The sequence below is a fragment of the Sphingomonas changbaiensis NBRC 104936 genome (genome assembly GCF_000974765.1).
GTDB classification, from domain to species: domain Bacteria; phylum Pseudomonadota; class Alphaproteobacteria; order Sphingomonadales; family Sphingomonadaceae; genus Sphingomonas_B; species Sphingomonas_B changbaiensis.
Genome location: NZ_BBWU01000052.1, coordinates 22,945 through 49,548, shown reverse-complemented (window position 1 = coordinate 49,548; position 26,604 = coordinate 22,945). Strand labels below are relative to the sequence as shown.

Below are 26,604 nucleotides of genomic sequence, written 5' to 3'. Positions count from 1 at the left end.
TACAGGCGTCATGCCTCATGCGCCGTTCGTGCCTCTCCGCATCTTTTCCGCTTACACGATGCTCGAAGGCGCGCTCGACCCGAAGGACATCGTCAAGCTCGCCAAGCGGCACGGATTTCCGGCCGCAGCGCTGACCGACCGCAACGGCCTTTACGCGGCGATGGCCTTTTCGGAGGCCGCGATGAAGGCGGGCGTCCAGCCGGTCATCGGTGCGATGCTGGGCGTCGCGCGGCCGCCGCGCGGCGATGCGCCGCCGGCGCTCGACTGGCTCGTGCTCTACGCGCAGGACGAGACCGGCTACCGCAATCTGTGCGAGCTGGTTTCGGCCGCCCATCTCGATCGCCCGATCGAGCAGGACCCACATGTTCCGTTCGAGGCGCTGGCCGGCAAGACCGACGGGCTGCTTTGCCTCACTGCCGGCGCGGAAGGCGCGCTGGCGCGATTGTTCGCCGAGGAGCAGGCGGCGGAGGCGATCGACTATGTCGACCGGCTGGAGCGGCTGTTCCCGAACCGGCTGTATATCGAGCTGTCGCGGCGGATGAACGAGATCGAGGCGCGCGCCGAAAAGCATCTGATCGACCTCGCCTATGCCCATGACCTGCCGTTGGTCGCGACCAATCCGGCATGCTTTGGCGACGATCATTTCCACGCGGCGCACGACGCGATGCTGTGCATTGCGGACAGCGCCTATCTCGACAGCGACGACCGGCGCAAAAGCTCGCCCGACGCCTGGCTGAAGCCGCTGCCTGAAATGCAGAAGCTGTTCGAGGACCTGCCGGAGGCGCTGGCCAACACTTTGGTGGTGGCCCAGCGCTGCGCGGTCGCGGCGCCGAAGCGCAAGCCGATCCTGCCCAGCCTTGCCGGCGATCGCGAGGGCGAGGCGGCGACACTGCGCGAGGATGCGCGGGCGGGGTTGATCGCGCGGCTGCGGAGGATCGAGAGCCTGCACTCACACGCGGTTCGGCCTGAGCTTGTCGAAGGCCTCCCTTCTTTTTCTGCACCTCAGCAAGAGGACGGGAGGGCTTCGACAGGCTCAGCCCAAACCGGTGAGGAGGTCAGCGAAAGCGATCTCCGGCAAAAATACCCCGATTACTTCACCCGGCTCGAGTTCGAGCTGGACGTCATCATCCAGATGGGATTCCCGGGCTATTTCCTGATCGTCGCCGACTTCATCAAATGGGCGAAGACGAACGATATTCCGGTGGGGCCGGGCCGTGGTTCGGGCGCGGGATCGGTGGTCGCCTGGGCACTGACGATCACCGATCTGGACCCGATGAAGCTGGGCCTGCTGTTCGAGCGCTTCCTGAACCCGGAACGCGTGTCGATGCCGGACTTCGACATCGACTTCTGCGAAACCCATCGCGACAAGGTCATCCGCTACGTCCAGCAGCGCTATGGCCGTGACACGGTCGCGCAGATCATCACCTTCGGCCGGCTGAAGGCGCGCGCGGTGCTGAAGGACACCGGCCGCGTGCTGCAGATGAGCTATGGCCAGGTCGACCGGCTGGCGAAGCTGGTGCCGAACCACCCGACCGATCCGTGGACGCTGGAACGCGCGCTGAACGGAGTTTCGGAGCTTGCCGCCGAATACAAGAACGACCGCGAAGTGAAGCGGCTGTTCGATCTGGCGATGAAGCTGGAAGGCTTTCCGCGCCACAGCTCGACCCATGCCGCCGGCGTGGTGATCGGCGACCGCCCGTTGGCCGAGCTGATCCCGCTGTACCGCGATCCGCGCTCCGACATGCCGGTCACCCAGTTCGACATGAAATATGTCGAAGGCGCCGGGCTGGTGAAATTCGACTTCCTGGGGCTCAAGACCCTGTCGGTGCTGAAGAAGGCGATCGAGATGCTGGCAAAGCGCGGCATCGCGGTCGATCTCGATGCGCTGACCTGGGACGACGAGGAGGTCTACAAGCTTCTCCAGCGCGGCGAGACGGTGGGCGTGTTCCAGCTGGAATCGGAAGGGATGCGCCGCACGCTGGCGGCGGTGAAGCCGACCGTGTTCGAAGACATCATTGCCCTCAACGCGCTCTATCGGCCGGGGCCGATGGACAACATCCCGATGTTCGGCCGCCGCAAGAACGGTCAGGAGGAGATCGAATACCCGCAACCGCTGCTGGAGGGCATCCTGAAGGAGACCTACGGCATCTTCGTCTACCAGGAACAGGTGATGCAGGCGGCGCAGATCCTTGCCGGCTATTCGCTTGGTGGCGCCGACCTGCTGCGCCGCGCGATGGGCAAGAAGATCAAGGCGGAAATGGATGCGCAGCGCGCAATCTTCGTCGAGGGCTGCGCGAAGGTGAACGGCATCCCCGCCGAAAAGGCGAACGAGCTGTTCGACTTGATCGACAAATTCGCCGGCTATGGTTTCAACAAGAGCCACGCGGCCGCCTACGCGCTGCTCGCCTATCAGACTGCCTGGCTGAAGGCTCATTACCCGCACGATTTCTACGCCGCGTCGATGTGCTACGACATGGCGCAGACCGATAAGCTCTGCGTGTTCGTCGACGACATGCGGCGGCTCGAGGTGTCCGTGCTGCCGCCCGACGTGAACGTGTCTGAGGCGGAGTTCAGCGTGGAAGCGGCGGGCGAAGGACTGGCCGTGCGCTATGCGCTCGGCGCGCTCAAGAATGTCGGCGAGCGGGCGATGGAGTTGCTGGTCGAAGAGCGGACGAAGGGCGGTGCGTTCAAGTCGCTCGACGATTTCGCGAACCGCGTCGATCCGAAGCTGCTCAACCGACGCCAGATGGAAAGCCTTGCCGGCGCCGGCGCGTTCGATTCCATCGAGCCGGAGCGGGCGGGCGTGTTCGCGGTCGCCGAAACGATGCTCGCCGTCGCCGCGCGCGCCGAGGAGCAGCGCACCAGCGGGCAGGGCGGGCTGTTCGGCATGGGCGAGGCCAGCGTCGCCGCGATCAAGCTGCCGCAGAACGCGCACTGGTCGCTCGCCGAGCGGATGACCCAGGAAAAGGAGGCGTTCGGCTTCTATTTCTCGGCCCATCCGATCGACCGCTACCGCCACCTCGCGGACGCGCATGGTGCGAAGAGCTACGGCGCTCTGTGCGGCGCCAATATCGGCGAAGAGCGGGTGCCGGGGACGATGGCCGGCCTGGTCGAGGATGTGCGCTGGCGCACCTCCGCGAAAGGACGCCGTTATCTGCTTGCGACCTGTTCCGACGCTTCGGGACAGTTCGTCGCGAGCTGTTTCGACGACGCTGCGGCGAAGGATCTGGAGGAAGCGGCGCGCACCGGCGGCTGCGGTCTGCTGTCGGTCGAGCTCGACAAGCGTGCCGGGGAGGAGACGCCGCGCGTCACCATCCGCGGCATCCGCCCGTTCGAGGGACTCTCGACGAACACGCGGCTGGTGCTGGAAATCGAGCTGGATGACGCGACTGCGATGACGGCGCTGAAGGCGCTGGTCGAGCCTCTACGCGGCGGGCGGGGCGAGCTGAGGCTGCTCGCCAAGACGGCGGCCGGCGAAGCGGACGTGCGGCTGGGCCGCGACTTTAGTTTGGACGCCGAGCTGGCGGCGCGGATCGAGCGGGTGCCGGGTGTGGTCAGCGTCTCGCTGAAGGCGGCCGAGCTGCCGCGACTGGCGCTGGTCTCCTAGCCCCAGCTCCAGTCGCAGCCCTTGCGGTCGCGCAGGTCGTTCTTCTTCCAGCAGCGGTCGTCGAACGGCGGCAGCAGCGGCGTGTAGGGCGGGACCCAGAAGCGGAATTGCTGCTCGCCGGCGAGCGCCAGGCTCTTGCGCAGCTCACGCATGCGGTTTTCGGCGACCTTGTAGAGCTGGCCCTTGGGCGCAAAGATCGCGTCGGCGCCGATCGCGCTGGCCGTTTCGCAGAATGTGTATTGGCCGAGCACCGTCGAAAAGCTCGAATAGGTGCGGGTGCCGTACTGGTCGAGCTTGGTCTGGCCGTTCTTCTTGTCGGTGCGTTTGAAGTAATTGCTGAGCACCTGATAGGCGTTCGCCAGCTCGTCGCGATGATTGTCGAGCAGCGCGTTGTACTGATCGCGCGTGAGCAGGGTCGGTTCGAACTGGCATTGAAGCGCGGCGACGTTGAGGCCGGAGCGCAGGTTCCAGACGAGCGCCGCGCGAATCTCGGCGGGGGTCGCGCCCGGCAGCGTGTCCGTCAGAACGCCCGGCTCCGTGCCGGTCACCGGCTCGCCGTGCAGGTCCGGCGCTTTCCAGAAAAACGCAGCAGGGGCGGCGGCGGGAGCAAAGGCGAGAAAAGCAGCGGCGACGAAGGAAGCAAGTCGTAAAGCCATCGAAACGAAACTCCGGGAGTGTTCGCAGCCTAGCGGCATTTTCGTGCGATACAAACCGCTCTGGTCATATAAATCGGCGCGTATACGGCTCGCCCTACCGTCAAAGAAGAAGGGCCGCCCGATTGCCCGGACGGCCCTTCGAAAGCTGTAAACGGTCAGGCTTACTTGCCGGCCGCGCCGTTGGACATGTTGTTGCCCATCATGTTGCCGGACATGTTGTTGCCCGCCATGTTGCCGCTCGAGTTCATGGCGTTCATGTCGCCGGCCATATTGCCGGTGCCATTCGCCGCGTCGACAGCAGTCATGTTGTCGGTCGTGGTGTTCATGTCGGTGGTGTTCATCTCGGTGACGTTCGCCGTCTCCATGTTGTTGGCTTCTTGCTTGCTGCCGCAAGCCGAAACCATCAGAGCAGCGCCGGCAATCATCGAGCCGGTCAGAACTTTCGTGAGAAGGTCACGCATTCGAAACTCCCTTATATTGGCGATTTGGCCGGCTCGGTGGCCCTCCGTTAGCCAAATCAGCCCCGTTCTTAGACACAAAAGCTTCGCCCCTCAAGAGTTCTTCTTTTCGCACGCCTTGGCGAGCGCGGCGAGGAACCCGGGGAGTGTCGTCCGGAGCGCGCTGTCCAGCGCATCAAGCGATGCATTGTTCCCGATCGAGGCCAGGCTTGCGACCGGAAATTCGCTCAAACCACAAGGCACTATGCCGGAGAAGTGATCCAGATCGGGATCGGCGTTCACCGAAAAGCCGTGCAGCGTGACCCAGCGCCGCACCCGCACGCCGATGGCGCCGATCTTCGCTTCCCCGCGGGGCGTATCGACCCAGATACCGACCCGCCCCTCGACCGCGCGGGCGTCGACGCCGAGCGCGCCCAGCGCGCCGATCACCCATTGCTCCAGCTGGTGAACGAAACAGCGCACGTCGCGACCGCGGCGGTCCAGGTCGAGCTGGACATAGCCGACCCGCTGGCCGGGGCCGTGATAGGTGTAGCGGCCGCCGCGCCCGGTCGCGTGCACCGGAAAGCGCGGGTCGATCAGCTCGGCCGAATCCGCGCTGGTGCCGGCGGTGTAGAGCGGCGGGTGCTCGACCAGCCAGATCCGCTCGCGCGCCGTCCCCGCCCGGATCGCCTCGGCGCGCGCCTCCATGTCGGCCACCGCCGCTTGATAGTCGGTCAGGCCGGGCGTGACCTGCCATTCGACGTCGTCGATCATCATTGCCGCCGCTATCGGGGCTCGCGGCGCTCGCTTCAAGCGGATCAGCGGCTATAAGCGCGCGCGATGCAGGACAAACCTTTCCCGTTCGACGCCGGCCGTGCCTGGACTGATGCGATGGCGTTGCTCAACGGCCAGCGCGAGATCCTGCTGACGCTCACCGGCTTCTTCATCATGCTGCCGGCGCTGCTGCTGAATGCGCTGCGGCCGTTCGTGCCGAGCGGAAAAAGCGAGACCTGGGTCGCGGAGATCGCCGCCTGGACCGAGGCCAATTTCGTCTGGATCATCCTGGTCGCAGTGCTCGCGGCGCTCGGCCGGTTGGCGATGCTGATCCTGCTGCTCGGCCCCGAACGCCCGACCGTCGGCGAAGCGCTCACCGCCGGCGCGAAGCTGCTGCTGATGTTCGTCCTCATGGACATTCTGATCGGGCTGATGCTGCTTGGCGGCAGCCTGCTGTTCGTGGTGCCCGCCTTCTACATCTTCGGGCGGACCTTTTTGGCAGAGGTGGGCTTTGTCACCACGCGAGCGCATGGCCCGATCGCCGGGCTGACCGCCGGCTTCGAGGCGAGCCGCGGCAATGGCTGGCGCATCTTCCTGATGGCGGCGATCATTTATGTCGCGGGCGTGGTCCTGACCGCCGCGGTCGGATCGATCGTCGGCGTGATCGGCGCGCTCGCGGGCGGCAGCGGGCTCGACCGCTTCCTCGACGCCTTTGTCGATGCGGTGTGCGGGGCGGCGGTGTCGCTGCTGCTGGTGCTGGTCGGCGTCGCCGGCTGGCGGCAGCTAGGCGAGCAGGGGGACGTGCGGCGCCGCGTCTCGCGGTAGATGGCCGGTGAGCCGCGGGTCCGGGAAGGTCTCCACCGCCTGCGCGAACGGCGCGAACCCCTGGGCACGATAGAAATTCAGCGCCGAGGGGTGATCGAGCGTGCAGGTATGCACCCAGACCCGCGCGACGCCCGGCCGCCACGCCATCGCCAGAGCCTGCGCCATCAGCCAGCGACCGTGCCCTTGTCCGGCGAGCTCCGGCACCAGCCCGAAATAGGCGAGCTCGCACTGGCCCGATTCGCGGAAATCGAGCTCCAGCATGCCGACTTCAATTCCCGTCCGGTCCTCGACGGCGAACACGTGGACCTGCTCGTCCTCGATGATCCGGGTCACGTCCGCATCGCTCATCGCCAGTCGCGAGAACCAGAGCCAGGGCTCGCCGACCCGACGGAACAGCGTGCGATATCTCCCGAGCGCGGGATGGGCCCAGCGGACCAGGCGCAGGTCGGATGTCGGCATCGGCCGGAGCGGCGGGCGCGCCCGCATTTCAAGCGAGGTGACGATCGTGGCCACTTGGCCGGCGGGGATCGGAGTGAGCGGCATCGCACGTCCCTAGCCGGGTCCGGCTCCGCCGTCCTGGTGTTTGCGGAGTTAAGTATGATCGGTGGCCACGTTTAAGACTCCTTCAACCGTCGCGGGCGTACGCGGGATACGGCTGATATCGGCCCGAGCAGGTTGAGTAGAGCGTACAAGGAGATTCCCAATGCAGTTCGTCCGCAAGATCATCCGCAACAACAAGGGCGCGACCGCGATCGAGTACGGCCTGATCGCCGCGCTGATCGCCGTTGCCGCGATCACCGCCATGTCGAACCTGGGCGGCAAGGTCGCGAAGACCTTCAACACCGTGTCCCAGAACATGGTCCAGTAAGCGACCGCTTACTGCCGAAGAACGGACGGGCGGCGAGGCAACTCGCCGCCCGTTTTCGTTTGCGCTCAGGCGATCGCGGGTACGCGACGCCTCGCAGCGCCGCCCACGAGGCCGAAGCCCAGGATCATCATCGCCCAGGTCGCCGGTTCGGGCACCGGGCGGGCGAGGAACAGGAAGCGGCGGCCGGTCGCGTCCATCGCCTCGCCATAGATTTGCCCGAGATCGTTGATGCCGTTCGCGAACAGCAACGTGTAGCCGAGCTTCGGATCGATCAACGTGTTCAAATCCGTGGCATTGCCGTTCAGGTCCCACAACGACGCGCGCCGGCACGTCTGGTCGCCAAAGATATCGCAGACATTCTCATCCGCGGAAAATCCGACGATCTGGTTCCGGTTGTTGATCCCGGTGGTGATCGAGCCGGTCGTGCCCGCCACGAAGCTCAACGTATGCAGGTTGTGTGCGGCATCCCACCAGAGCCCGGTGTCCGTGACGTTGCCGTCATAGTCGCCGCCGCTGACGAGGCCATCCTCGTTGATGTCCGAAGCAGAGGTCCCGATGTGATCGGGACGCGTCGGAAGGGCGGTGAGGCCGCCGATTTCCGTCCAGGTGACAGCAGCATAGCTGTCCCCCACCTGATCGTCGAACACCGACTGGGTACCGGCGAAGACGTTGCTGTTATTGGCGCCGAACCACTCGACTCGGCCATGCTGGAAACCGGGACTGACCCATTGAATGCTCCCGTCCGGCTTCCACACATAGGCGGTGAAATCTTCGAACTCCGCGTCCGCCGACGCATTGAACCGAATCCCGCCGATCCAACCATTGTCGTTGATCAGATCGCCGCTCGAGAAATAGCCATTGTCCGGGACAATGAATTGGTAGTTGTTCGGGTTCGTCCAGCGAACGCCCCGCCGGGTGTCCTTCGCCCCCGGCGTGCCGACGCCGATGTCGCCGGAAATTACCCCGAAGCGGTTGATCCCGTCCGCCTTGCTGGTCCAGGCGGCATCAGGCGTGGCGAGCTGTGTCGCGTTGCCGCTGCGGTCCCACACCGCGGCGCGCGCGCCGGTGAACGGGTCGGCGTTCCGCATCCGCCCGACGGTCTGGCCGGCATTGTTGATGCCGTAGCTCTCATCTCCGACCGCGCCGCGCGCGAACCCCGGCAGCGGCTTCAGCTCGGTTACATCATATTTGATCGCAGCCGCCGCCGGCGCGGCGACACTGCTCGCGAGGAGCAATAGATGCTTGAAGTGCATGCGGCTTTCTCCCCTGAATGACTCAGTTCAGCGCGCCCGAGGGAACATCATGACAGAACTGCCGGGTCGGCTGCGTCCACCATTTGGTGGATATGCAGGCAACTTTCGGCTAAACGAGGCGCAGCAAGGAACAGAGGGGGCTCTGCTTGCTGTCGGCCGTTATGCTGTCCGAGCTGGTCGGAATGATCTACGATTGCGCGCTGGAGCCGGCGCGCTGGCCGGACACGCTCACGCACCTGCGCGACGCGCTCGGGTTCGCCAACGCCTCCTTAAGCCTGATCGATCTCAGGTCCGGCGACACGCCGCTGAACATCACGATCGGCGTCGAGGAGCCCTGGCTCACCGCGATGAACGGTTATGGGGCAGAAATCATCGATCAGTGGGGCGGCGCTCGCGCGATACAGGATCATCCGTTTGACGAGCCGGCTGTCCTGTCCCGCATGAACCCCGCTGCTCTGACGACGAACCGCTACCGGACCGAATGGGCCGATCCGCAAGGGCTGAACGATGCGCTGGCAATCGTCCTGTCGCGAGACGAGGGGGCGATCGGCAGCCTGGCGATGGGACGTCACTATTCCGCCGGTCCGATATCCGATCACGATGTTTCGTTGGCTTCTTTGTTGATCCCACATCTCCAGCGCGCGATCACCATCAGCCGCCTGCTCGATCTTAGGACCGCGACGGCCGCCACGTTTGACGCCGTGGTCGACCAGCTCGCCGCCGCGGTGCTGTTGATCGAGGCGGACCGGACGATTGTTCACGTGAATGCGGCGGGGCGCGAGCTGCTCGCGGCAGGCGGCGTCTTCCGCCGTCGCGCGGACCGGTTGGTATTGTGCCATGCGGGGGCGGACAAGGCGCTGGCGGTGGCCCTCGATCGACTAGCCTGTGAGACGGGGGCCCTCGGACGCGAGGGATTCAGTGTTCCGCTGCGCACTGATGGCTGCGGCGACCGCGTGCTCCACCTCCTTCCGCTCCGGCCGAGACTGGGCCGCGCGGGAGCTTTGGCTACGGCCGTGGCGGCGATCTTCATCGCGCCCCGGCTCAGGGACAGCGGCTCCGCCGCCAGGGTAGTCGCTGACCTGTTTGACCTGACGCCCGCGGAGGCCCGTGTTCTCGACCACGCCGCCGCGGGCAAGAGCATGGCCGCGACCGCGCAGGCGCTCGGCATCTCCAAGGCGACGGCGCGAACGCATCTCCTGCGGGTCTTCGACAAGACCGGTGTCCACCGCCAGGCGGAGTTGGTCGCGCTGGTCTTGTCCTTCGATCTGCCGGTCGCGCGCTGACGCGCGCTCGCGTCAGCGCGGGCCTTCACTCCCAGGTCGCAAGGGGCGGCAGGCTCATCAGGATCGCGTCGATATTGCCGCCGGTTTTCAGGCCGAACAGCGTGCCCCGGTCGTAGACCAGGTTGAACTCGGCATAGCGGCCGCGCCAGGCGAGCTGGGCGCGGCGGTCGGCTTCGGTCCAGGGTTCGTCCATCCGGCGACGAACGAGCCGGGGATAGACGTCCAGGAACGCCTCGCCGACGTCGCGGGTAAAGGCAAAGTCGGCGTCGAAATCGCCTTCCAGGTGATCGTAGAAGATGCCGCCGACGCCGCGGTGAACGCCCCGGTGCGGAATGAAGAAATAGTCGTCTGCCCATTTCTTGAAGCGGGGGTAATAATCGGGCGAGTGCGCGTCGCACGCGGCCTTCAGGCGGGCATGGAAATCCGCGGTGTCCTCGTCCCGCGGGAGCGGCGGGTTCAGGTCCGCACCGCCCCCGAACCATTGCTTCGTCGTGCGCAGGAAGCGCGTGTTCATGTGGACCGCAGGCACGTGCGGATTGGCCATGTGAGCGACCAGGCTGATGCCGGTCGCAAAGAAGCGCGGATCGTCGCCGGCGCCATGGATCGACTTTGCGAATTCGCCCTCGAACCGGCCGCCGACGGTGGAGACGTTGACGCCGACCTTTTCGAACACCTTGCCTTTCATGACGCCGCGCACGCCGCCGCCGCCGGACGTCCCGTCCGGGTCGGTGCGGTCCCACGGCGCGTATTCGAAACGGGCGTCCGATCCCGCGTCCCGCTCGATCGCCTCGAACGCAGCGCAGATGCGATCGCGCAGGCCCTCGAACCAGGTGCGGGCGGCGGTCTGCTGTTCGTCTAACTCGGTCAAATTCGTCTCCGTTCGCTTCGAGCCCTTCGGCTGCCTGCCAAGGCAGGCGCTCAGGATGAACTTCATCCTTGCCGGATGAAGTCGAGAAGCGGGTGTCTCGACTTCGCTCGACACGAACGGGGTGGGGGAATCAAGTCGGTAGCTGCCCCGTCTGTCGCAGCCCTTCGAACAGAGTGACCGCCGCCGCCACCGACACGTTCAGCGAGCGCAGGCCCGGCGCCATCGGGATGCGGACCCTCAGGTCGGCAGCTTCGTGGACATACGGCGGGGCGCCCGCGCTTTCGCTGCCCATCAGGATCACGTCGCCCGAGTCGAACGCGACGCTGTCGACGGGCACGCTGCCGCGGGAGGTCAGCAGCACCAGCCGGCCCGGCGTCGCCGCACGGAACGACTCCCAATCGGCATGGCGGGTGATCGAGACCCGGTCGAAATAGTCCATGCCGGCGCGCCGCACGCGCCGGTCGTCCCACGGAAAGCCGAGCGGCTCGATCAGGTCGACAGGCACGCCGAAGCAGGCGCAGCTGCGCAGGATCGCGCCGACATTGCCGGGGATATCGGGCTGGAAAAGGGCAAGACGCATCGCCCAAGCCTGATGAAGCCAAACAGAATATTTGCAACCGCCGCAATCGGCGCTATCAGCGCGCCAGCCGTGCCGGACGTGTCCGTCGCGGTTGCGCGAGCATCGCCGGTCAAAGGGTGGGGGAACGCCCGGAGCGCAGCGCTCGCGTCAGTCATTTCGGGGTTTTTCAGACAAGGCAGATGATGGCCACAGTCGAGCATCAGCAACGCGAGGAAGCACTGGCCGAGGAACAGGGCCACCGCCGCCGCGATTTCATCAACATCGCGGCAGTGAGCTTCGCGGGCGTCGGAGCGGCCGCGGTCGTGATTCCGGTGATCAGCCAGATGGCGCCGTCGGCCGACGTGCTGGCCGAGGCGAGCACGGAAGTCGACCTGTCGGCGATCCAGCCGGGCCAGGCGATCAAGACCATCTATCGCAAGCAGCCGCTGTTCGTGCGTCACCTGACGCCCAAGGAAATCGCCGAGGCGAATGCGGTGCCGGTCTCTAGCCTGCGCGACCCGCAGACGCTGGCCGAGCGCACCAAGCCGGGCAAGGCGGAGTGGCTGATCACGATGGGCGTCTGCACCCATCTCGGCTGCGTGCCGCTGGGCGCGGGCGAGGGCGAGAATCGGGGGCCGTTCGGCGGCTATTTCTGCCCGTGCCACGGCTCCGCCTATGATACCGCCGCGCGCATCCGGCAGGGGCCCGCGCCCCGCAACCTCGAAGTGCCGGATTATGTCTTCCGGTCGGATACCAAGATCGAAGTCGGAGCGAAGGCATGAGCTTTCCCTGGGCCCAGCATTACGAACCCAAGCACCCGTTCATGCGCTATTTGGACGAGCGGCTGCCGCTGCCGCGGCTCGTCTATAACGCGATCGGCGGCGGCTATCCGGTGCCGCGCAACCTGAATTACTTCTGGAACTTCGGCGTCCTGTCCGGCCTCGCGCTGGTGCTGCAGATCCTGACCGGCGTGATCCTGGCGATGCATTATGCCGCCAACCAGACGGTCGCGTTCCAGTCGGTCGAGCACATCATGCGCGACGTGAACTGGGGCTGGATGCTGCGCTACATGCACGCCAACGGCGCCAGCTTCTTCTTCATCGTCATCTACATCCACATCTTCCGGAACCTCTATTACGGGTCCTACAAGGCGCCGCGCGAGATGGTGTGGCTGCTCGGCCTCGTCATCTTCCTGCTGATGATGGCGACCGCGTTCATGGGCTATGTGCTTCCCTGGGGGCAGATGAGCTTCTGGGGCGCGAAGGTGATCACCAGCCTGTTCGGCGCGATCCCGGTGGTCGGCCAGTCGATCCAGGTGTGGCTGCTCGGCGGCTATGCGCCCGACCAGGCGGCGCTGAACCGCTTCTTCTCGCTGCACTATCTATTGCCGTTCGTGATCGCCGGCGTCGTGATCCTGAAGATCTGGGCGCTGCACATTCCGGGATCGTCGAACCCGACCGGCGTCGAAGTGAAGTCGGAATCGGACACGGTGCCGTTCCACCCCTATTACACTGCCAAGGACGGCTTCGGCATCGGCGTGTTCCTGCTGCTGTACGTCGTCATGGTGTTCTTCGCGCCGAACTATCTCGGCCACCCGGACAATTATATCGAGGCGAACCCGCTCTCGACGCCCGCGCTGATCGTGCCCGAATGGTATTTCTGGCCCTTCTACGCGATGCTCCGCGCCTTCACCGTCGACTTCATCCTGCCGGCGAAGCTGTGGGGCGTGCTGGCGATGTTCGGGTCGATCATCCTGATGTTCTTCCTGACCTGGATTGATCGCTCGCCGATCCGCTCGACCAATTATCGGCCGCTCTACAAGCCGTTCTTCTGGATCTGGATCGTCGACGTGCTGGTGCTCGGCTATTGCGGCGGCAGCCATGCGGAAGAGCCGTATCTGATGATCTCGCAGATCGCGACAATGTACTATTTCGCGCATTTCCTGATCATCCTGCCGATCGTCTCCACCATCGAGCGTCCGAAGCCGCTGCCGAACTCGATTTCCGAATCCGTGCTGCACGGCGAGGAAAAGGAATCGGCTCCGTTCGGCGCCGGCGGCGTGATGCCCGGCACTGAGCCGCAGCCCGCGGAATAAGAGGTCCAGTCCATGGTTCGGATTATCGGTTTTTTCGTCGGGCTCGGCTTCTGCCTCGTCCTTGCGATCGCCTTCTTCACGGGCGCGTACAATCAGATCACCAATCCCCCGGCGGAAACGGCCGAGAAGGAGTTCCACCTCCATCCGAAGCCGTTGGCGCTGGAGAGCAATGGCCCGTTCGGCAAGTTCGACCGGGCCCAGCTGCAGCGCGGCTTCCAGGTTTACAAGGAAGTCTGCTCGGCCTGTCACTCGCTGAAGTTCGTCGCGTTCCGCGACCTGAAGGACCTCGGCTATAGCGACGCCGAAGTGAAGGCGATCGCCGACCAGTGGGTGATCCAGCAGCCGTCGATCAACCCGGACACGGGCGAGCCCGCGACCCGCAAGTCGGTTCCGGCCGACCACTTCCCGGCGCCGTTCGCGAACGAGATCGCGGCGCGTGCCGCCAACAACAACGCCTTGCCGCCCGATCTGTCGCTGATGACGAAGGCGCGCGAAGGCGGCGCGGCCTATGTCCATTCGCTGATCACCGGCTATCGCGATCAGCCGGCGGAATTGCTGAAGAAGTTCCCGACCGCGAAGACGCCGAAGGGGCTGCACTACAATCCGTACTTCGCGAACCTGAACATCGCGATGCCGCCGCCGCTCGTCAGCGATGGCCAGGTCCAGTACACCGACGGCACCAAGCCGACGGTGGACCAGATGGGGACGGACGTGGCCGCGTTCCTGACCTGGACCGCCGAGCCGAAGCTGGAGCGGCGTCACGGCATCGGTGTGGCCGCGTTCATCTTCCTGCTCGTCTTCTCGGTGCTGACCTACATGTCGTACCAGAACATCTGGGCCAGCAAGAAGCGCGAGCTCGCCCACAGCTAAATCCTGAGGTCGTCACCCCGGGCTTGACCCGGGGCCCACCTTCTTTCCGGCCGAGAAGAAGGTGGATCCCGGCTCAAGGCCGGGATGACGGCTTCGCTATGATAGATCTCAAATCGCTGATCCGGACCATTCCGGATTTCCCGAAGCCCGGCATCCAGTTCCGGGATATCACGACGCTCCTGATCGACGGCGGCGGCTTTGCTGCGGCCGTCGACGCGCTGGTCGAGCTCGCGCGGCCCTATGGTGCGGACCTGATCGCCGGGATCGAGGCGCGGGGGTTCATCTTTTCGGGGCCAGTCGCGCGGGCGCTGGGCGTGGGCCTGCTACCGGTCCGGAAGCCCGGCAAGCTGCCGGGGCCGCGCATCGGCATCGACTATGCGCTCGAATACGGCACCGACCGGCTGGAAATCCATGAAGGCGCGTGCCTCCCCGGTCATCGCATATTGCTGGTCGACGACCTGATCGCGACCGGCGGCACCGCCTTTGCCACCATATCGCTGCTGCGTCAGGCCGGCGCCGAAGTGCCAGCGGCGCTGTTCGTCATCGACCTGCCCGAACTCGGCGGCGCACGCCTGCTCGCCGAAGCGGGCGTCGAATCGCGTTCGCTGATGTCGTTCGAGGGGCATTAACCCCGTTCGTCCACGCCTTTGCGGCGCCGATTAACGTTCCCGTAGCCATTCCCGGACTAGGCCTCACTCCGTGAGCATGGGGGCATCTTGGTACGAGCGCGGAACGACATTGGTCGGCGCGCTGGCAGCGCTGCTGTTCCTGCTATTCCTCGCCAGTCCGTCCCGTGCAGCCGAGCCCAAGCGTCTCGAGGAGGCGTGCCGGATCGCTGCCGATAGCGGCATGAATCTGCGCCAGGCCCTGCCACGCCTGGATCGCTGCGAACGGCGGACTCCCAAGGATTATGTCGGCACGATCTGGGTCGACTATCCGCACATGCCGACGGACCTGACCATCGCCAAGACCTGGCGGCTGGTGCTCGACAATCATGTTTCCAGTGCCGTCGATGTCTGGCTGATCGGGCCCAAGGGGCCGCCTGAACATTATAGCTATGATCCCAATGAGCCGGGCCGCGAATGGGGCGCCGGCAACTATCTTTCGATGCTGGTGTCCCCGATGCGGCCGGTCAGCCGGATCGTGGTGCGTCTGGGCGACGCGCGCAGCTACAGCTATGTGCGCGCGCCGAAGATCGCGCGGGCCCGCTCTTTCGTGCCGATCGAGCGCGACCAAGCGGCGCTCTACGGCGTCGGCGTCGGCATGCTGGCGCTGACGATCCTGTTTCACCTGAGCCTGTTCGTCGCGATGCGCCGGCGCTTCCAGCTCTTCTACTGCGCGCATGTCGGCCTGCTGCTGGTCTATGGGCTCAGCTATTCGGGCCTGATCCATATCTTCCTGCCGTCCCTGTCGGCAGGCGCGAATTCGGCGATCCTGAGTTTCTCGATGGTCGGGGCGACCGCGACCGGCATTTCGTTCGTCATCGAATTCCTTGGCGCCAGCACGCCGCGTTGGTTGCGACGCTGGGCCATCGGCGCGGCATTCGCCTCGATCAGCATGGCGACGCTAACCGCGATCATGCCGGACCGCTGGAGCTATGATTTCTATGCTCTGGCCAATCTGGTCGCGATCCATGCGATCCTGCTGACCGCCGGCATCGTCATCCGCGCCTGCATCCGGCGCGTCTCGATGGCGAGCGCGATTGCGCTGGCCTGGGCCGTGCCGATGGGCGTGTCGCTGATGTATCCGGCGCGGGCCTTCGGCCTGATCACGGACGCCATGCTGCCGGACGGGCTGATGATGTTCGCCACCACGCTCGAATGCCTGATCCTGTCCCTGCCGGTCGCCAGCCGTATCCGCAGCCTGCGCATCGAGCATGAGCGGGCGCACGAGCGCCATGTGATGCTGGAACGCCAGGCGCAGACCGACGCCTTGACCGGGCTGGCCAACCGCCGCGGCTTCGGCGAAGCGCTTGCCCGCGCCGCGGCCGGCCACGGCGCACCGATGCCGGTTGCGCTGCTGGTGATCGACATCGATCACTTCAAGCGCGTCAACGACCATCACGGCCACGCGACCGGCGACGCGATCCTGCGCCACGTCGCCGCCCATGTGGCGCGCGTCGCGGGTTCGGGCGCGATCGTCGCGCGCTATGGCGGCGAGGAGTTCGTGGTGGCGCTGCGCAACCACGACCTGATGCGCGCCGGCACGATCGCCGAGCGGATCCGGATCAGCATGGGCGTGACGTTCGATACCGAAACCGAGCTGCCCGGCGTTACGGTCAGCATCGGCGTTGCCGCCGGGTTCAGCGACGAGATCGAGACGATTCTGGGCGACGCCGATTGCGCGCTCTATCGCGCAAAGAACGAAGGGCGGAACAAGGTGATGCTGGCCGATGGACCGCTGATGTACGCGGCGGCCGCCTGACGATCAGGCTTCGGCGCCGCCGTTGGTCCTGCGGCGTGTGCTGGATCGGACCGGAACATGGAGCACATTGGCGCGCGTCCGCACCGCTTCCTGGGACCGGTTCATCGCGCGCGCGACTTCGGGCAGCAGCTCGCCCGCGGCAAACCGCCGGCGCAGCTCATCATCGGACTCCTCGTCCCAACGGGCACCGTGCCGCATACGCTTGATCATAAGAACCATCGCCAATCCCTGTAACAGACGGCGGGTTTACGAATCATGCGCTGAACCGGCCTGGAATGGCGTTGTTATCTGGGAGAAATGTTGGCGCCGCTCAGATGAAGCGCGCGGCGACATCCGCCGGCACGCGCAGCACCCGGCCTGTCGCGCGATCGACGATCGCCCAGGTGGTCTTCGCCCGCACCTTCACTTTGCCGTCCGGTCCGGTGAACGCGACATGCCGGTCAAACCGGGCGCCTCGCGGAGGCTCTGCGATCCACGTCCGCGCGCTAACGGCATCGCCCGCGCCGACATTTCCGAGATAGTCGATCTCGTGCCGCACCACGACCCATAGATAAGCGTCGATATGGGTCGGGTCTGCCGCCGCCAGCCAGTGGGCGGTGGCCACGTCCTGAATCCAGCGCACCCACACGGCATTGTTGACGTGGCCGAGCTCGTCGATGTCGGCGGGTGCGGGGGTAATGACGAGTTCGTAGGTCTGCACGGCATCTACATGCCGGTTTGGGCTGAGCTTGTCGAAGCCCTCCTTGTTCCTTGTACTCCGAAAGGGAAGGGGGGCCTTCGACAAGCTCAGGCCAAACCGGAGTTTAGGATGCCTGCCGATCGAGCCCCAGCTGCCACAGGATGAACGCGAATTCCTCCGCCGTTTCGCGCAAGCTCTCGAAGCGGCCGGACTTGCCGCCATGGCCGGCGCCCATGTTGGTCTTCAGCAGCAGCAGGTTGGTGTCGGTCTTCGCGGTGCGAAGCTTCGCGACCCATTTCGCCGGCTCCCAATAGGTGACGCGCGGATCGTTGAGGCCGGCCGTCACCAGCAGCGGCGGGTAGGCCTGCGCCCGGACATTGTCGTAGGGGCTGTAGCTGCGGATCAGATCGAACGCGGCCTTGTCCTCGATCGGATTGCCCCATTCCGGCCATTCGCCCGGCGTCAGCGGCAGGGTCGGGTCGAGCATCGTGTTCAGCACGTCGACAAACGGCACGTGCGCCGCGACGGCGCCCCAGAGCTCGGGCGCGTCGTTGATCGCCGCGCCCATCAGCTCGCCTCCCGCTGAGCCGCCGGTAATCGCGATGCGTCCGGCCTGGGTGAAGCCGCGCTCGATCAGGCCGCGGGCGACATCGACGAAATCGTGGAAGGTGTTGGTGCGCTTTTCCAGCTTGCCGTCGAGATACCATTGCTGGCCGAGATCGTCGCCGCCGCGGATATGCGCGATCGCGAACGCCATGCCGCGGTCGAGCAGGCTCAGCCGCGAGGTCGAGAAGCCCGGTTCGATCGCGAGGCCATAGGCGCCGTAGCCGTAGAGATAGAGCGGGCCGGGGCGAGCGAAATCGCGCTTGTAGACGACCGAGACCGGCACCCGCGTTCCGTCCCGCACTGCAATCTCCAGCCGCTCGGTCGCATATTGCGACGCGTCGTAGCCGGACGGGATTTCCTGCACCTTCAGGATCGTACGGTCGCCCGTCGCTACGTCATAGTCGAGCACCGTGCCCGGCGTGACCATCGACTCGTAGGACAGGCGTAGCTTCGCCACCTGATATTCGGGATTGTCGTCGAGCCCGGCCGAGTAGCTGGCTTCCGGAAAGTCGATCTGCTTGCCCGGCCCGCCGGCATAGTCATGCAGATAGATGCGATCGAGGCCGTGTTCGCGCCCCTCGACCACGAAGAAACCGGCGAAGGTGGTGACGTCGGTCAGGTAGAAATCGGCCGAGGGCGCGATGCGTTCGGTCCATTCCGACGGGCGCTCGACCGGGGCGGTGACCAGCCGGAAATTGGTATGCGTGTCGTTGGTGCGGATGAACAGCGTGCCGTCATGCTCCTCGACGTCATATTCGCGGCCGGGCTTGCGTTCGGCGACCAGGATCGGCGCGGCTGTGGGATCGTCGAACGGCAGCAGGCGGACCTCGCTCGTCACGTGGTCGCCGGTGCCGATCGCGATCCAGCGCCGGGACTGGGTGAGGCCGAGCCCGACCTGGAAACCCTCGTCCGCTTCGCGGTAGAGCTCGACATCCTCGGCGATCGGGGTGCCAAGCCGGTGCAGCTTGGCGACGTCGATCCGCCAATGCTCGTTGACCAGCCCATAGAGCAGCGAGACGCCGTCGCCCGCGAACAGGAAGCCGCCGAGCGTGCCCTCGATCGCCTCCGGCAAATGCTCGCCGGTCTCAAGGTTCTTGATCCGGATCGTGAACCGTTCCGAGCCATTGTCGTCGATCGCATAGGCGAGCAGCCGGCCGTCGGGGCTGACGTCCATGGCTCCGAGGCGGAAATATTCCTTCCCTTCGGCAAGCGCCGGCTCGTCGAGGATCAGGTGCCGTTCGCCGCCGGCGGCCGGAGAGCGCCACCATTTGCGGTACTGCGCGCCTTCATCGAACGAGCGCCAGTAGAGCCAGTCGCCGTCCCTTTGCGGCACCGACTCGTCGGCTTCCTTGATGCGGCCGCGCATTTCCTTGAACAGCGTGTCGACCAGGGCCTGGTGCGGCGCCATCGCCGCTTCGAAATAGGCGTTCTCGGCATTCAAATAGGCGAGCACGTCCGCGTCGGTGACGTCCGGATAGCCGGCGTCGCGCAGCCAAGCATACGGATCCTCGATCGAGACCCCGTGATGATCGATGCTGTGCGGACGGCGTGCCGCGACCGGCGGCGAGGGGAGCGTGTTCATCGGGCGCAGGTAGCGGCTACCTGCGCCCGATGGAAGCGAGCGGCCGCTTCAGCGGCAGCGGACGTCGTTCTTGTCGATCGCGCGGCCGGCAAGCGCGCCGGCGCCGGCGCCAAGAATCGCGCCGAGAGTCTTCGAACCGCCGGGGGCAATGATGCCGCCCAGCACGCCGCCGGCGATGCCGCCGACGATCAGGCCGGTGGTGCCGTCGTCGCGCTTGCAGTAATAGCGGCCGTCGCGACCGACATAGACCATATCATTGTCGGTCAGCACGCGCTCGGTGTAGCGCGGATCGTCGCGATAATAGCGATCGGCGTAATAGCCGCGGCCACCATAGCCGGTCGTGGCGCAGCCGCCGAGCAGAGTCGCGGCCGTTGCAGCAGCCAGGATTGTCGTACGCATCCCATTCCTCCTGTTTCCCCGTCGCAGGGCTAACGAGCCGCAGGCGAAACGGTTTCCATGGTCAATGCGGCGTTTACCAAGCCTTCATTCTAGCAGGCGTAGTCATTGCGGATGGATAACGATCCGCAGCTCGAAACCGTCGCGATCGGGAACGGGGAGGTGATCACCCGCGAGCGCCGCTATTCGGTGTATCTGCGCGGCGTGATCGGCCGGGCGGGAAGCCGCAACCGGATGCCGCTTACGGTTCGGAATATTTCGGCACGCGGGCTTAAGGGCGAATGCGCCTACCCGCCGCGGCCCAATGACGAAATCGAAATCGAGTTGCCGGGTATCGGGGCGATTGTCGGGCATGTCCGCTGGGGCGACGGCATCGCGATCGGCATTGCCTTCGACGGCCCGATCGACCCGACGCTCGCCTTCACACGCAATCGCCCGGGGGTTCGCCGTTCCGGCCTGTTTGCGGCTCATTGATCCGATGGCCTGAAGTCCTGCCCGACGCACGTGGGGGTGGTTGGGGGAGCGGCGCCGGGCAGGACGAGGCGGCTCTGCCGCAAGTGGCCGGCGTTAGGAATCGAAGGTCGATGGAGCCCCCGCCGCTGCGGCAGACGTCACAATGGCACGGCGAACGTAAGGCTTACGCGCCGAACGTCACGCGGACACGCGGGCCTGGGTCTCGCGCGTGGGGCCGAGCAGCTCGGCAACGGCATCGCGGTAGCTGCGGCCCACCGGCACTTCCGCCCCGGTGTCGATGCGCACGGCGATCGCACCCGAGGGCTTGCGCAGCATCGCGACGATCGCGCTCCTGCGGCAGATCGCCGACCGATGCACGCGCGCGAACACCGCCGGATCGAGCTTCGTTTCCAGCCCGCTCAGCGTCGCGCGCAGCAGACCGCCGCCCGCCCGCGCGTGGAGCCGGACATAATCGCCTTCGGCTTCGATCCATTCGATGCTGTCGACCGGCACCCGCACCGTTTCGCGGCCGCGGCTGACCCACAAGGCATCCGGCCAGTCCGTGTCGTTGGCATTGGCGGGAGGGGGGCCGGCGGGTTCCTCTGCGTTGTCGCGAACGCGCGCGGCGATGGCGGGCGCGAAGCTCAGAAAGGCCAGTGCACCGCCTGTGAAATAGCCTGCCCAGATCATCGTGAAGCGAACGTGGCGCTCGAACGCCGTCACCGGCTCGTCGGAGATCGAGGCCAGGACCATGTCGATCAGGGCGCGCCCGATGATCATCGCGGCGCAGCAGCCGAACGCGGCCGTGCCGAGGATCAGTGTGCGATCCCGGAGGCTGCGACCGGCCACGCGATCGGCCAGCCGGGTGAAGCCGAAGAACAGCAATCCGCCCAGCAGAGTCGAGAACAGCCGGCGCCCCTGCAAGACGACAAGCGGATATTCATCCTGCAGCTGATTCCAGGTGAGGAAGAGCAGATAGGTCGCGACCCAGAAGCCGAGTGCGCAGACGATGCGCAGCCGCTCACGGCCGGATGAGCGTTCGAGCAGGGATGGCATGCGTTATCAGATAGGGGTTTCGGTCGCCGGACGAAAGCTATTCCAGCACGTTTTGCACATTCGCGTCCGGCGCGGGTGTCGCCGCCGAGTCGTCGGGCGCCCAGATCTGGACTGCGAACCAGATGACGCCTGCCGCCCAGAGCAGCGCCTTCCAGCGGCTGCGGAACAATCTGGAATAGCCGAACATCGCGCCATTCTTGTCGCGCCAAACGCTTACTCAGTCGTGAAGATTTGGTCCTGCGCCCCGCGATGTGACACGTGTCACAGCGTCGAGGCGGCGAATCGGGGACAAAGGACCCGTTTGTTGCGTAGGCTTATTGTCGTGTCTTGGCCGGGAATGGTGATGAACGCCGAGGATCTGTCGCGGATCATGTCCAGCAGCGCGCTGCTCTCCGCCTGGGGCGCGGCCGAGCTGCAGGACCTTCTGGCGCGCGCGGCGCTGTGCCCGATGAAGAAGGGCGACGTGCTGCTGCACCAGGGCGATCGCGGCGATTACCTGATCATCCTGCTCGACGGCACGATCCGCGTCAGCATGGTCGCGTCGAATGGCCGCGAGATCATCCTCGATTATCTGGAGCCCGGCAGCGTCATCGGCGAAATCGCGCTGCTGGACGGCGGCGAGCGCACCGCGAGCGTGACCGCGCTTGGCGAGGGCCAGTATCTGAAGCTGAGTTCGAACGCCTTTCGCGAAGTTCTGGAAAAGCACCCCAGCGTCGCCTGGCGGCTGCTGCGCGAAATGGCGCGCCGCCTGCGCAATGCGAACAACACGATCGAGAGCGACCGCGCCTATGCCTCCGGCCCTCGGCTGGCCCGGTCGCTCCAGCGGCTGATGCAGAACGGGGCCGAAGGCGTGGCGCTCAAGCTCAGCCAGAGCGAGCTCGGCGCCTTCGCGGGCATCAGCCGCGAAAATATCAATCGCCAGCTCGGCGCCTGGTCGGATGCCGGCATCGTCGCGCTGGAGCAGGGGCGCGTCCGCGTCCTCGACATGGAGGTTCTGGAAGAGATCGCGATGGCGGCCGAGTAGCTTGCAGGCCGTTGCGCAGGCTCCGGGCATGTAGGTCCCGGCCCGGCGCTCCCGTCGTCATGTCTTCCGCGAACAGGGGCGGCCCGTCCAGGGGGAGGGCCGCCCCAATTTCATTCAGGCGGCTTCGTTCTCGAGCGTGCGGACGTTCGATTCCCGAGCAGCCTCGCCCCCGATCGCGATCTTCTGCGGCTTCATGGCTTCAGGAATTTCGCGGACCAGCTCAATCGTCAGCAGGCCGTCGGCCAGATCGGCGCTGCCGACGCGGACGAAATCCGCAAGTTCGAAACGCCGCTCGAAACTGCGGCTGGCGATGCCGGAATAGAGCATGCCGGAACGATCCTGCTGGCTCGCCTCCTTCTGGCCGGCGACGATCAACAGGTTCTGCTGCGCGGTGATGTCGATCTCGTCGTTCTTGAAGCCTGCGACGGCAAGCGTGATGCGATACCGGTCCTCGGCAAGCCGTTCGAGATCGAACGGCGGATAGTTGTCGCTCGACGCGGCATTGCGCGCGCTGTTCTCGAGCAGATCGAACAGGCGGTCGAAGCCGACCATCGAACGGCGGTAGGGAGTCAGGTCAAAGCTACGCATATCAAAGTCTCCTCATGAGCAAATTGACTGCCTTTGCGTCCCGAATGGCGACGCCGTACTCCGCCAGGCTCCAGAAGGCCGCCTGACGCTACGGAAATCTAGGAACACCCGCGTGACCTTCAATACCCTTCCGGCAGCGGGTCAAATCGCCTAGATCGCGCGGCAATGTTCGATATCGCCCCCACCGAATTGCTGCTCTGCGCCGTCGTCGCGCTGGTGGTGATCGGCCCCAAGGATCTGCCCAAGGCGATGCGTGTGCTCGGCTATTGGGTCGGCCGCGCGCGCGGCGTCGCGCGCCATTTCCGCGCCGGGATCGACACCATGATCCGCGAGTCCGAACTCGCCGAGATGGAAAAGAAATGGGCCGAAGAGAATGAGCGGATCATGCGCGAGCATCCCTCGGCCCAGGACGCGCCGCAGATGCTGCCGCTGCCCGATCCGGTGCCCTCGCCCGCGGAGACGCCACCGACACCGGTCGAGCCACCCGTCGCCGAAACACCGCCGCCATCTGTCGAGTCCGAGGGTGAGCGGTGAAGGATATCGACGAAACGCGCGCGCCGCTGCTTGAGCATCTGATCGAGCTGAGACGGCGGCTGCTCTGGTCGCTCGCCGCACTCGCCGTCGCCTTCGGCGCGTGCCTCTATTTCGCGCGGCCGATCTTTGCTTTCCTGGTGCAGCCGCTGCTAAAGGCGGGGCAAGGTCGGCTGATCTACACCGACATTTTCGAGGCGTTCTTCGTCAATGTGAAGGTCGCCTTCTTCGCCGCGATCATGATCGCCTTCCCGGTGATCGCCAGCCAGATCTGGAAGTTCGTCGCGCCCGGCCTGTACAAGAACGAGAAGCAGGCGCTGCTACCGTTCCTGGTCATGACGCCGGTGCTCTTCGCGATGGGCGCCGCGCTCGCCTATTATGTGGCGATGCCGATCGCGCTTCACTTCCTGCTCGGCTTCCAGGGCAATATCGGCGGCGTTCAGCAGGAAGCTTTGCCGGGTGTCGGCAACTATCTGAGCTTCGTCACCAAATTCATGTTCGGCTTCGGCGTGGCGTTCCTGACGCCGGTGTTGCTGATGCTGCTGGAACGCGCCGGGCTCGTGACCCGCACGCAGCTGGTGCGGGGGCGGCGCTATGCGATCGTGATCGTGTTCGTGATCGCCGCGGTGCTGACGCCGCCTGACATCGTCTCGCAGCTGCTGCTCGCGACGCCGCTGATCCTGCTTTACGAGTTCGCGCTGATCGCGATCTGGTTCACGGAAAAGCGCCGACAGAAACAGGCCTCCTCGGCAGCTGCCGAGGAGGCCCGATCATCCTAACGCCCGTTGATGGCGTCCTTGGTGTCCTTGCTGGCCGACTGAAGATCCTTGCCGGCGCCGCTGACGGTATTGCAACCGGCAACGAGCAGCGACCCGGCGACCAGGGCCAGTGCGATCGATTTGCGAAGCATTGTCTGTCTCCTATTCGGCGCGACCCTCGCACGCGCGGGGGTGAAATGCGCGAACCGCGGAGCTGTTCCGCGCCCGGAAGGAACGCCATCAAGAGGCTCTGATTCCGGAAAAATTTGGGCCCGGAGACGTCACCGGGGGGAGGCTGACGTGTCCGGGCCCATTGTCTTGGATAGCGAGAGCGGGGGGGCAAAAGGTCACTATCCGAAGTGCAGAACGTGCTTCGACGACACAGGTTCCAGCCGTCGCGAATTTTTTTTCGAATTATTCGTAGGTGCCCTGAGCGGCGTCGGGCACCAGCGGAAAGCAGACCTTGAACGAGCCCGCTTCCGGCTCGCGTTCGAGGGGGTTTCGCAACTGTCGCGACAGGCCTTCGAGAACCCGACCATAGCGACCTGCCAGCAGCTTGCGGAGTTGTTCGGAATCCTGCAGCGCCGCCGATCCCACCACCAGGCATGCGCAATCGGGCTCGGCTTGGCGCAGCACCGAGACACGGATGGACGCGGACGGATTGATCGTCATCGCCAGCTCGATCAACTCGGTTGCCAGAAAGGCGAGCGGAATGGCCGTGTCCTGGCCGACATAGACCGGCGGCACGTCGATCAGGATCGCGAGCCGATTGGCTTCGCCGGGCGCGGTCGCCCGAAGATTGGCGCTGAGCTCGCCGATCAGCGAGCGGAGGTTGACGCCGCGGTTTTCCTCGAGCTCCGCATAATGGTTGCGATGCACCACCGCGAGCGCGTCGACGCGGCGAGCAATCGAGGCATATGCGGCGCTGGCCTCGGGTCCCTGAGCCGCGCGCGCATGCAGGTTGATCAGGCTGGAGACGACTTGAAGGTTGTTTTTCACCCTGTGATGCACTTCGCGTGTCAGCCGGGTCTGGCGCGCCAAGCCGCGCGCGAGTTCGTCCTCGTGCGCGGCGACGGTGCGGCTGATCGTCTGGAAAGTTTCGCCGAGCTCCTCGATTTCGCGCGCCGGGATCGCCATGCGCCGCAGCGGATTGGCGATGTCTCCCGGCTGATAGCTCGCGATATTGGCGCGCAGCTGCCCCAGCGGCCCGATCACAAGCCGGTTGACCACCAGCCAGGCGATCAGCACCGCGACCAGCCACATGATGACCGGCAGCGACATCGTCAGCATCTCGGCCGGTGTGAACGGGACGCTGCGCACGTCGAACATCAGGGACAGCGGCATGCCGGGAATCGCGGTCGTGACCGTCTCGTGCCGCTGAAGCGCGCCCGGCCGGTAGCCGCGGATCAGCGACAGCGTCTGCTCGCCCTTGGTGAGCGAAAGACTATAGGGCGCGACGAACGTGGTCGGCCTCAGGATCCCCGCAAGCTGCTCCCTCGGGTAGAAGGCCAGCGCGAAATAAGTCTGCGTATCGCCGGGAATCGTGAGCGTCAGGCCATCCTTGGACAGATTCGCGATGATGTCGTCGCGCTGGTCCGGGGATGCGCGGCGCCCCGCGACCGCCGCCGAGCCGCAGACGAGCCGCCCGGTCCGCGTGACGATCGCGAAGCGGGTTGGCTCGTTGAGCGAGGTCGAGAGTATGCTCAGCGTTCGAGAGCAGGTCGTCGCCTCGTTGCCGCCGCGTTCCAGCAGGTTGGCGGCCGAATCAAGCGCAGCCGCGTCGATCGAGAGTTCTGAGGCGAGCCGTCGTGCGCCTTCGGTGGAGGCGATCCGGACCGTCGCACGCCGTTCGAGATCCGTGCTGCGCGAAATCTGCAGCGACGCGAGCATGGCCAGGAGGCCGAGCGGCAGCAAGGCGATGCTGAGCAATATGATTAGGCGGAAACCGGCGGAGAGACGGGCAAACCGGTCGAAAACCGCTGCAGTCACCGCGCGTGCGGGGGCAGCGCTGGCCATGGGCGAATGCTATTTGAGCTTGCCGAGCAGGTCCAGCATCTCCTGGGGAATATCTTCCCCGATGGCCTTCTCGTACACTGATCGAAGCGCCTGACCGACGCTGCTGTCTTGCGCGCCGCCTTTCGGCTTCGCTGCCTTTCGTTCAACTTTGCGCTTGGCGTTCGGAACCAACACTACCCCCCAACAACCGGCGCGGGCCGAAATGTATAGGAATCACATAACCAAAGGACGACGCAGGCGCTATTAGCCGCCTGAACGCCGGACGTGAAACAAAATAGCGTTTCGTTTGTTCCACCCACGCGCCAGAATTATTTTCCCGTCCGGCGCTTGGGGGGAGGGGGCTTGCCAAGCCTGCGAAGCCCGATCCATTGGACGGGCCACAGAGCTTGGAGTCTT

Annotated in this window: 29 protein-coding genes and 1 pseudogene; 13 read left to right on the top strand and 17 right to left on the bottom strand. The window is 65.4% G+C overall.

The window, feature by feature from the left end:
* The first annotated feature begins 10 nt into the window (after window positions 1-10).
* Window positions 11-3,607 (top strand): DNA polymerase III subunit alpha, encoded by a 3,597-nt coding sequence (gene dnaE / locus SCH01S_RS15040; RefSeq protein ID WP_046349651.1) that lies wholly within the window; start codon window positions 11-13, stop codon window positions 3,605-3,607.
* Here the strand turns inward: dnaE and SCH01S_RS15035 are convergent.
* The 3 genes from SCH01S_RS15035 to lipB all read right to left on the bottom strand — a co-directional run bounded on the left by SCH01S_RS15035 (window position 3,604) and on the right by lipB (window position 5,477).
* Window positions 3,604-4,263, bottom strand: a complete 660-nt coding sequence (locus SCH01S_RS15035) for a hypothetical protein (protein WP_046349650.1) — start codon at window positions 4,261-4,263, stop codon at window positions 3,604-3,606. The genes dnaE and SCH01S_RS15035 overlap by 4 nt on opposite strands.
* A gap of 161 nt (window positions 4,264-4,424) precedes the next feature.
* Complete coding sequence (locus SCH01S_RS15030; protein WP_052733973.1) at window positions 4,425-4,724, bottom strand: hypothetical protein; 300 nt, start codon at window positions 4,722-4,724, stop codon at window positions 4,425-4,427.
* 90 nt (window positions 4,725-4,814) lie between these two features.
* Complete coding sequence (lipB, locus tag SCH01S_RS15025) at window positions 4,815-5,477, bottom strand: lipoyl(octanoyl) transferase LipB (protein ID WP_046349649.1); 663 nt, start codon at window positions 5,475-5,477, stop codon at window positions 4,815-4,817.
* A gap of 63 nt (window positions 5,478-5,540) precedes the next feature.
* Here lipB and SCH01S_RS15020 point away from each other — a divergent pair, with 63 nt between their 5' ends.
* A complete protein-coding gene (locus SCH01S_RS15020; RefSeq protein WP_046349648.1) occupies window positions 5,541-6,299 on the top strand; it encodes a hypothetical protein in 759 nt (252 codons plus the stop codon).
* Here SCH01S_RS15020 and SCH01S_RS15015 read toward each other — a convergent pair.
* A complete protein-coding gene (locus SCH01S_RS15015) occupies window positions 6,258-6,842 on the bottom strand; it encodes a GNAT family N-acetyltransferase (RefSeq protein ID WP_046349647.1) in 585 nt (194 codons plus the stop codon). The two genes, SCH01S_RS15020 and SCH01S_RS15015, sit on opposite strands and share 42 nt — an antisense overlap.
* A 160-nt stretch (window positions 6,843-7,002) precedes the next feature.
* Here SCH01S_RS15015 and SCH01S_RS15010 point away from each other — a divergent pair, with 160 nt between their 5' ends.
* Complete coding sequence (locus SCH01S_RS15010) at window positions 7,003-7,167, top strand: Flp family type IVb pilin (RefSeq protein WP_046349646.1); 165 nt, start codon at window positions 7,003-7,005, stop codon at window positions 7,165-7,167.
* Between the two features lie 65 nt (window positions 7,168-7,232).
* On the opposite strand, the pseudogene SCH01S_RS17505 reads toward SCH01S_RS15010, so the two are convergent.
* Window positions 7,233-7,322: pseudogene (locus SCH01S_RS17505) on the bottom strand (PEPxxWA-CTERM sorting domain-containing protein); the annotation flags it as partial.
* Between the two features lie 1,259 nt (window positions 7,323-8,581).
* Here SCH01S_RS17505 and SCH01S_RS15000 point away from each other — a divergent pair.
* Window positions 8,582-9,703, top strand: a complete 1,122-nt coding sequence (locus tag SCH01S_RS15000) for a helix-turn-helix transcriptional regulator (protein WP_046349644.1) — start codon at window positions 8,582-8,584, stop codon at window positions 9,701-9,703.
* A gap of 25 nt (window positions 9,704-9,728) precedes the next feature.
* On the opposite strand, the gene hemF is transcribed toward SCH01S_RS15000, so the two are convergent.
* Window positions 9,729-10,571 carry an oxygen-dependent coproporphyrinogen oxidase gene (gene hemF, locus SCH01S_RS14995; protein WP_046349701.1) on the bottom strand — a complete coding sequence of 281 codons (843 nt, stop codon included), beginning with the start codon at window positions 10,569-10,571 and terminating at the stop codon, window positions 9,729-9,731.
* A gap of 130 nt (window positions 10,572-10,701) precedes the next feature.
* On the bottom strand, window positions 10,702-11,151 hold the full coding sequence (locus SCH01S_RS14990) for a tRNA (cytidine(34)-2'-O)-methyltransferase (protein ID WP_046349643.1): 450 nt from the start codon (window positions 11,149-11,151) through the stop codon (window positions 10,702-10,704).
* A gap of 182 nt (window positions 11,152-11,333) precedes the next feature.
* On the opposite strand from SCH01S_RS14990, the gene petA reads away from it, so the two are divergent.
* The 5 genes from petA to SCH01S_RS15950 all read left to right on the top strand — a co-directional run bounded on the left by petA (window position 11,334) and on the right by SCH01S_RS15950 (window position 16,519).
* Window positions 11,334-11,912: a ubiquinol-cytochrome c reductase iron-sulfur subunit gene (gene petA / locus SCH01S_RS14985; protein WP_046349700.1), complete on the top strand. Its 579-nt coding sequence runs from the start codon at window positions 11,334-11,336 to the stop codon at window positions 11,910-11,912.
* Window positions 11,909-13,225, top strand: coding sequence for a cytochrome b (locus SCH01S_RS14980; RefSeq protein WP_046349642.1), 1,317 nt, complete (start codon window positions 11,909-11,911; stop codon window positions 13,223-13,225). The genes petA and SCH01S_RS14980 overlap by 4 nt, the downstream gene beginning before the upstream one ends.
* A gap of 12 nt (window positions 13,226-13,237) precedes the next feature.
* Complete coding sequence (locus SCH01S_RS14975; RefSeq protein WP_046349641.1) at window positions 13,238-14,095, top strand: cytochrome c1; 858 nt, start codon at window positions 13,238-13,240, stop codon at window positions 14,093-14,095.
* A gap of 98 nt (window positions 14,096-14,193) precedes the next feature.
* Window positions 14,194-14,724, top strand: a complete 531-nt coding sequence (locus tag SCH01S_RS14970; RefSeq protein WP_046349640.1) for an adenine phosphoribosyltransferase — start codon at window positions 14,194-14,196, stop codon at window positions 14,722-14,724.
* A gap of 76 nt (window positions 14,725-14,800) precedes the next feature.
* Window positions 14,801-16,519: a sensor domain-containing diguanylate cyclase gene (locus SCH01S_RS15950; protein ID WP_084689606.1), complete on the top strand. Its 1,719-nt coding sequence runs from the start codon at window positions 14,801-14,803 to the stop codon at window positions 16,517-16,519.
* Window positions 16,520-16,522: 3 nt separating this feature from the next.
* Here SCH01S_RS15950 and SCH01S_RS14960 read toward each other — a convergent pair whose 3' ends face one another.
* The 4 genes from SCH01S_RS14960 to SCH01S_RS14945 form a co-directional block, all read right to left on the bottom strand.
* Window positions 16,523-16,729 (bottom strand): hypothetical protein, encoded by a 207-nt coding sequence (locus SCH01S_RS14960; protein ID WP_046349639.1) that lies wholly within the window; start codon window positions 16,727-16,729, stop codon window positions 16,523-16,525.
* Window positions 16,730-16,829: 100 nt separating this feature from the next.
* Entirely contained in the window at window positions 16,830-17,219 is a 390-nt protein-coding gene (locus SCH01S_RS14955; RefSeq protein ID WP_046349638.1) for an acyl-CoA thioesterase, read from the bottom strand.
* Between the two features lie 103 nt (window positions 17,220-17,322).
* The gene (locus SCH01S_RS14950; protein WP_046349637.1) at window positions 17,323-19,386 is read right to left on the bottom strand and encodes a S9 family peptidase; all 2,064 of its coding nucleotides are present in this window, start codon (window positions 19,384-19,386) and stop codon (window positions 17,323-17,325) included.
* Window positions 19,387-19,434: 48 nt separating this feature from the next.
* Window positions 19,435-19,785, bottom strand: a complete 351-nt coding sequence (locus tag SCH01S_RS14945) for a glycine zipper 2TM domain-containing protein (protein WP_046349636.1) — start codon at window positions 19,783-19,785, stop codon at window positions 19,435-19,437.
* Window positions 19,786-19,896: 111 nt separating this feature from the next.
* Here SCH01S_RS14945 and SCH01S_RS14940 point away from each other — a divergent pair, with 111 nt between their 5' ends.
* Window positions 19,897-20,256, top strand: coding sequence for a hypothetical protein (locus tag SCH01S_RS14940; protein WP_052733971.1), 360 nt, complete (start codon window positions 19,897-19,899; stop codon window positions 20,254-20,256).
* Between the two features lie 177 nt (window positions 20,257-20,433).
* Here SCH01S_RS14940 and SCH01S_RS15945 read toward each other — a convergent pair whose 3' ends face one another.
* Together SCH01S_RS15945 and SCH01S_RS16655 are read right to left on the bottom strand one after the other, a co-directional pair.
* Window positions 20,434-21,291, bottom strand: coding sequence for a LytR/AlgR family response regulator transcription factor (locus tag SCH01S_RS15945; protein ID WP_052733970.1), 858 nt, complete (start codon window positions 21,289-21,291; stop codon window positions 20,434-20,436).
* A gap of 37 nt (window positions 21,292-21,328) precedes the next feature.
* Entirely contained in the window at window positions 21,329-21,478 is a 150-nt protein-coding gene (locus tag SCH01S_RS16655; RefSeq protein ID WP_157033012.1) for a hypothetical protein, read from the bottom strand.
* A 150-nt stretch (window positions 21,479-21,628) separates the two neighbouring features.
* Here SCH01S_RS16655 and SCH01S_RS14930 point away from each other — a divergent pair, with 150 nt between their 5' ends.
* Window positions 21,629-22,315 carry a Crp/Fnr family transcriptional regulator gene (locus SCH01S_RS14930; protein ID WP_369385567.1) on the top strand — a complete coding sequence of 229 codons (687 nt, stop codon included), beginning with the start codon at window positions 21,629-21,631 and terminating at the stop codon, window positions 22,313-22,315.
* Window positions 22,316-22,429: 114 nt separating this feature from the next.
* On the opposite strand, the gene SCH01S_RS14925 is transcribed toward SCH01S_RS14930, so the two are convergent.
* Window positions 22,430-22,903 (bottom strand): Hsp20 family protein, encoded by a 474-nt coding sequence (locus SCH01S_RS14925; RefSeq protein ID WP_046349635.1) that lies wholly within the window; start codon window positions 22,901-22,903, stop codon window positions 22,430-22,432.
* Between the two features lie 165 nt (window positions 22,904-23,068).
* Between SCH01S_RS14925 and tatB the strand changes: the two genes are divergently transcribed.
* Both tatB and tatC read left to right on the top strand, forming a co-directional pair.
* The gene (tatB, locus tag SCH01S_RS14920; protein WP_046349634.1) at window positions 23,069-23,437 is read left to right on the top strand and encodes a Sec-independent protein translocase protein TatB; all 369 of its coding nucleotides are present in this window, start codon (window positions 23,069-23,071) and stop codon (window positions 23,435-23,437) included.
* Window positions 23,434-24,213 carry a twin-arginine translocase subunit TatC gene (gene tatC, locus SCH01S_RS14915; protein WP_046349633.1) on the top strand — a complete coding sequence of 260 codons (780 nt, stop codon included), beginning with the start codon at window positions 23,434-23,436 and terminating at the stop codon, window positions 24,211-24,213. The genes tatB and tatC overlap by 4 nt, the downstream gene beginning before the upstream one ends.
* Here the strand turns inward: tatC and SCH01S_RS14910 are convergent.
* The 3 genes from SCH01S_RS14910 to SCH01S_RS16855 form a co-directional block, all read right to left on the bottom strand.
* Entirely contained in the window at window positions 24,210-24,344 is a 135-nt protein-coding gene (locus SCH01S_RS14910; RefSeq protein WP_046349632.1) for an entericidin A/B family lipoprotein, read from the bottom strand. The genes tatC and SCH01S_RS14910 overlap by 4 nt on opposite strands.
* 262 nt (window positions 24,345-24,606) lie before the next feature.
* Window positions 24,607-26,208 carry a sensor histidine kinase gene (locus SCH01S_RS14905; RefSeq protein ID WP_046349631.1) on the bottom strand — a complete coding sequence of 534 codons (1,602 nt, stop codon included), beginning with the start codon at window positions 26,206-26,208 and terminating at the stop codon, window positions 24,607-24,609.
* A 9-nt stretch (window positions 26,209-26,217) separates the two neighbouring features.
* Complete coding sequence (locus SCH01S_RS16855) at window positions 26,218-26,382, bottom strand: NepR family anti-sigma factor (RefSeq protein ID WP_245612288.1); 165 nt, start codon at window positions 26,380-26,382, stop codon at window positions 26,218-26,220.
* Window positions 26,383-26,604 lie beyond the last annotated feature (222 nt).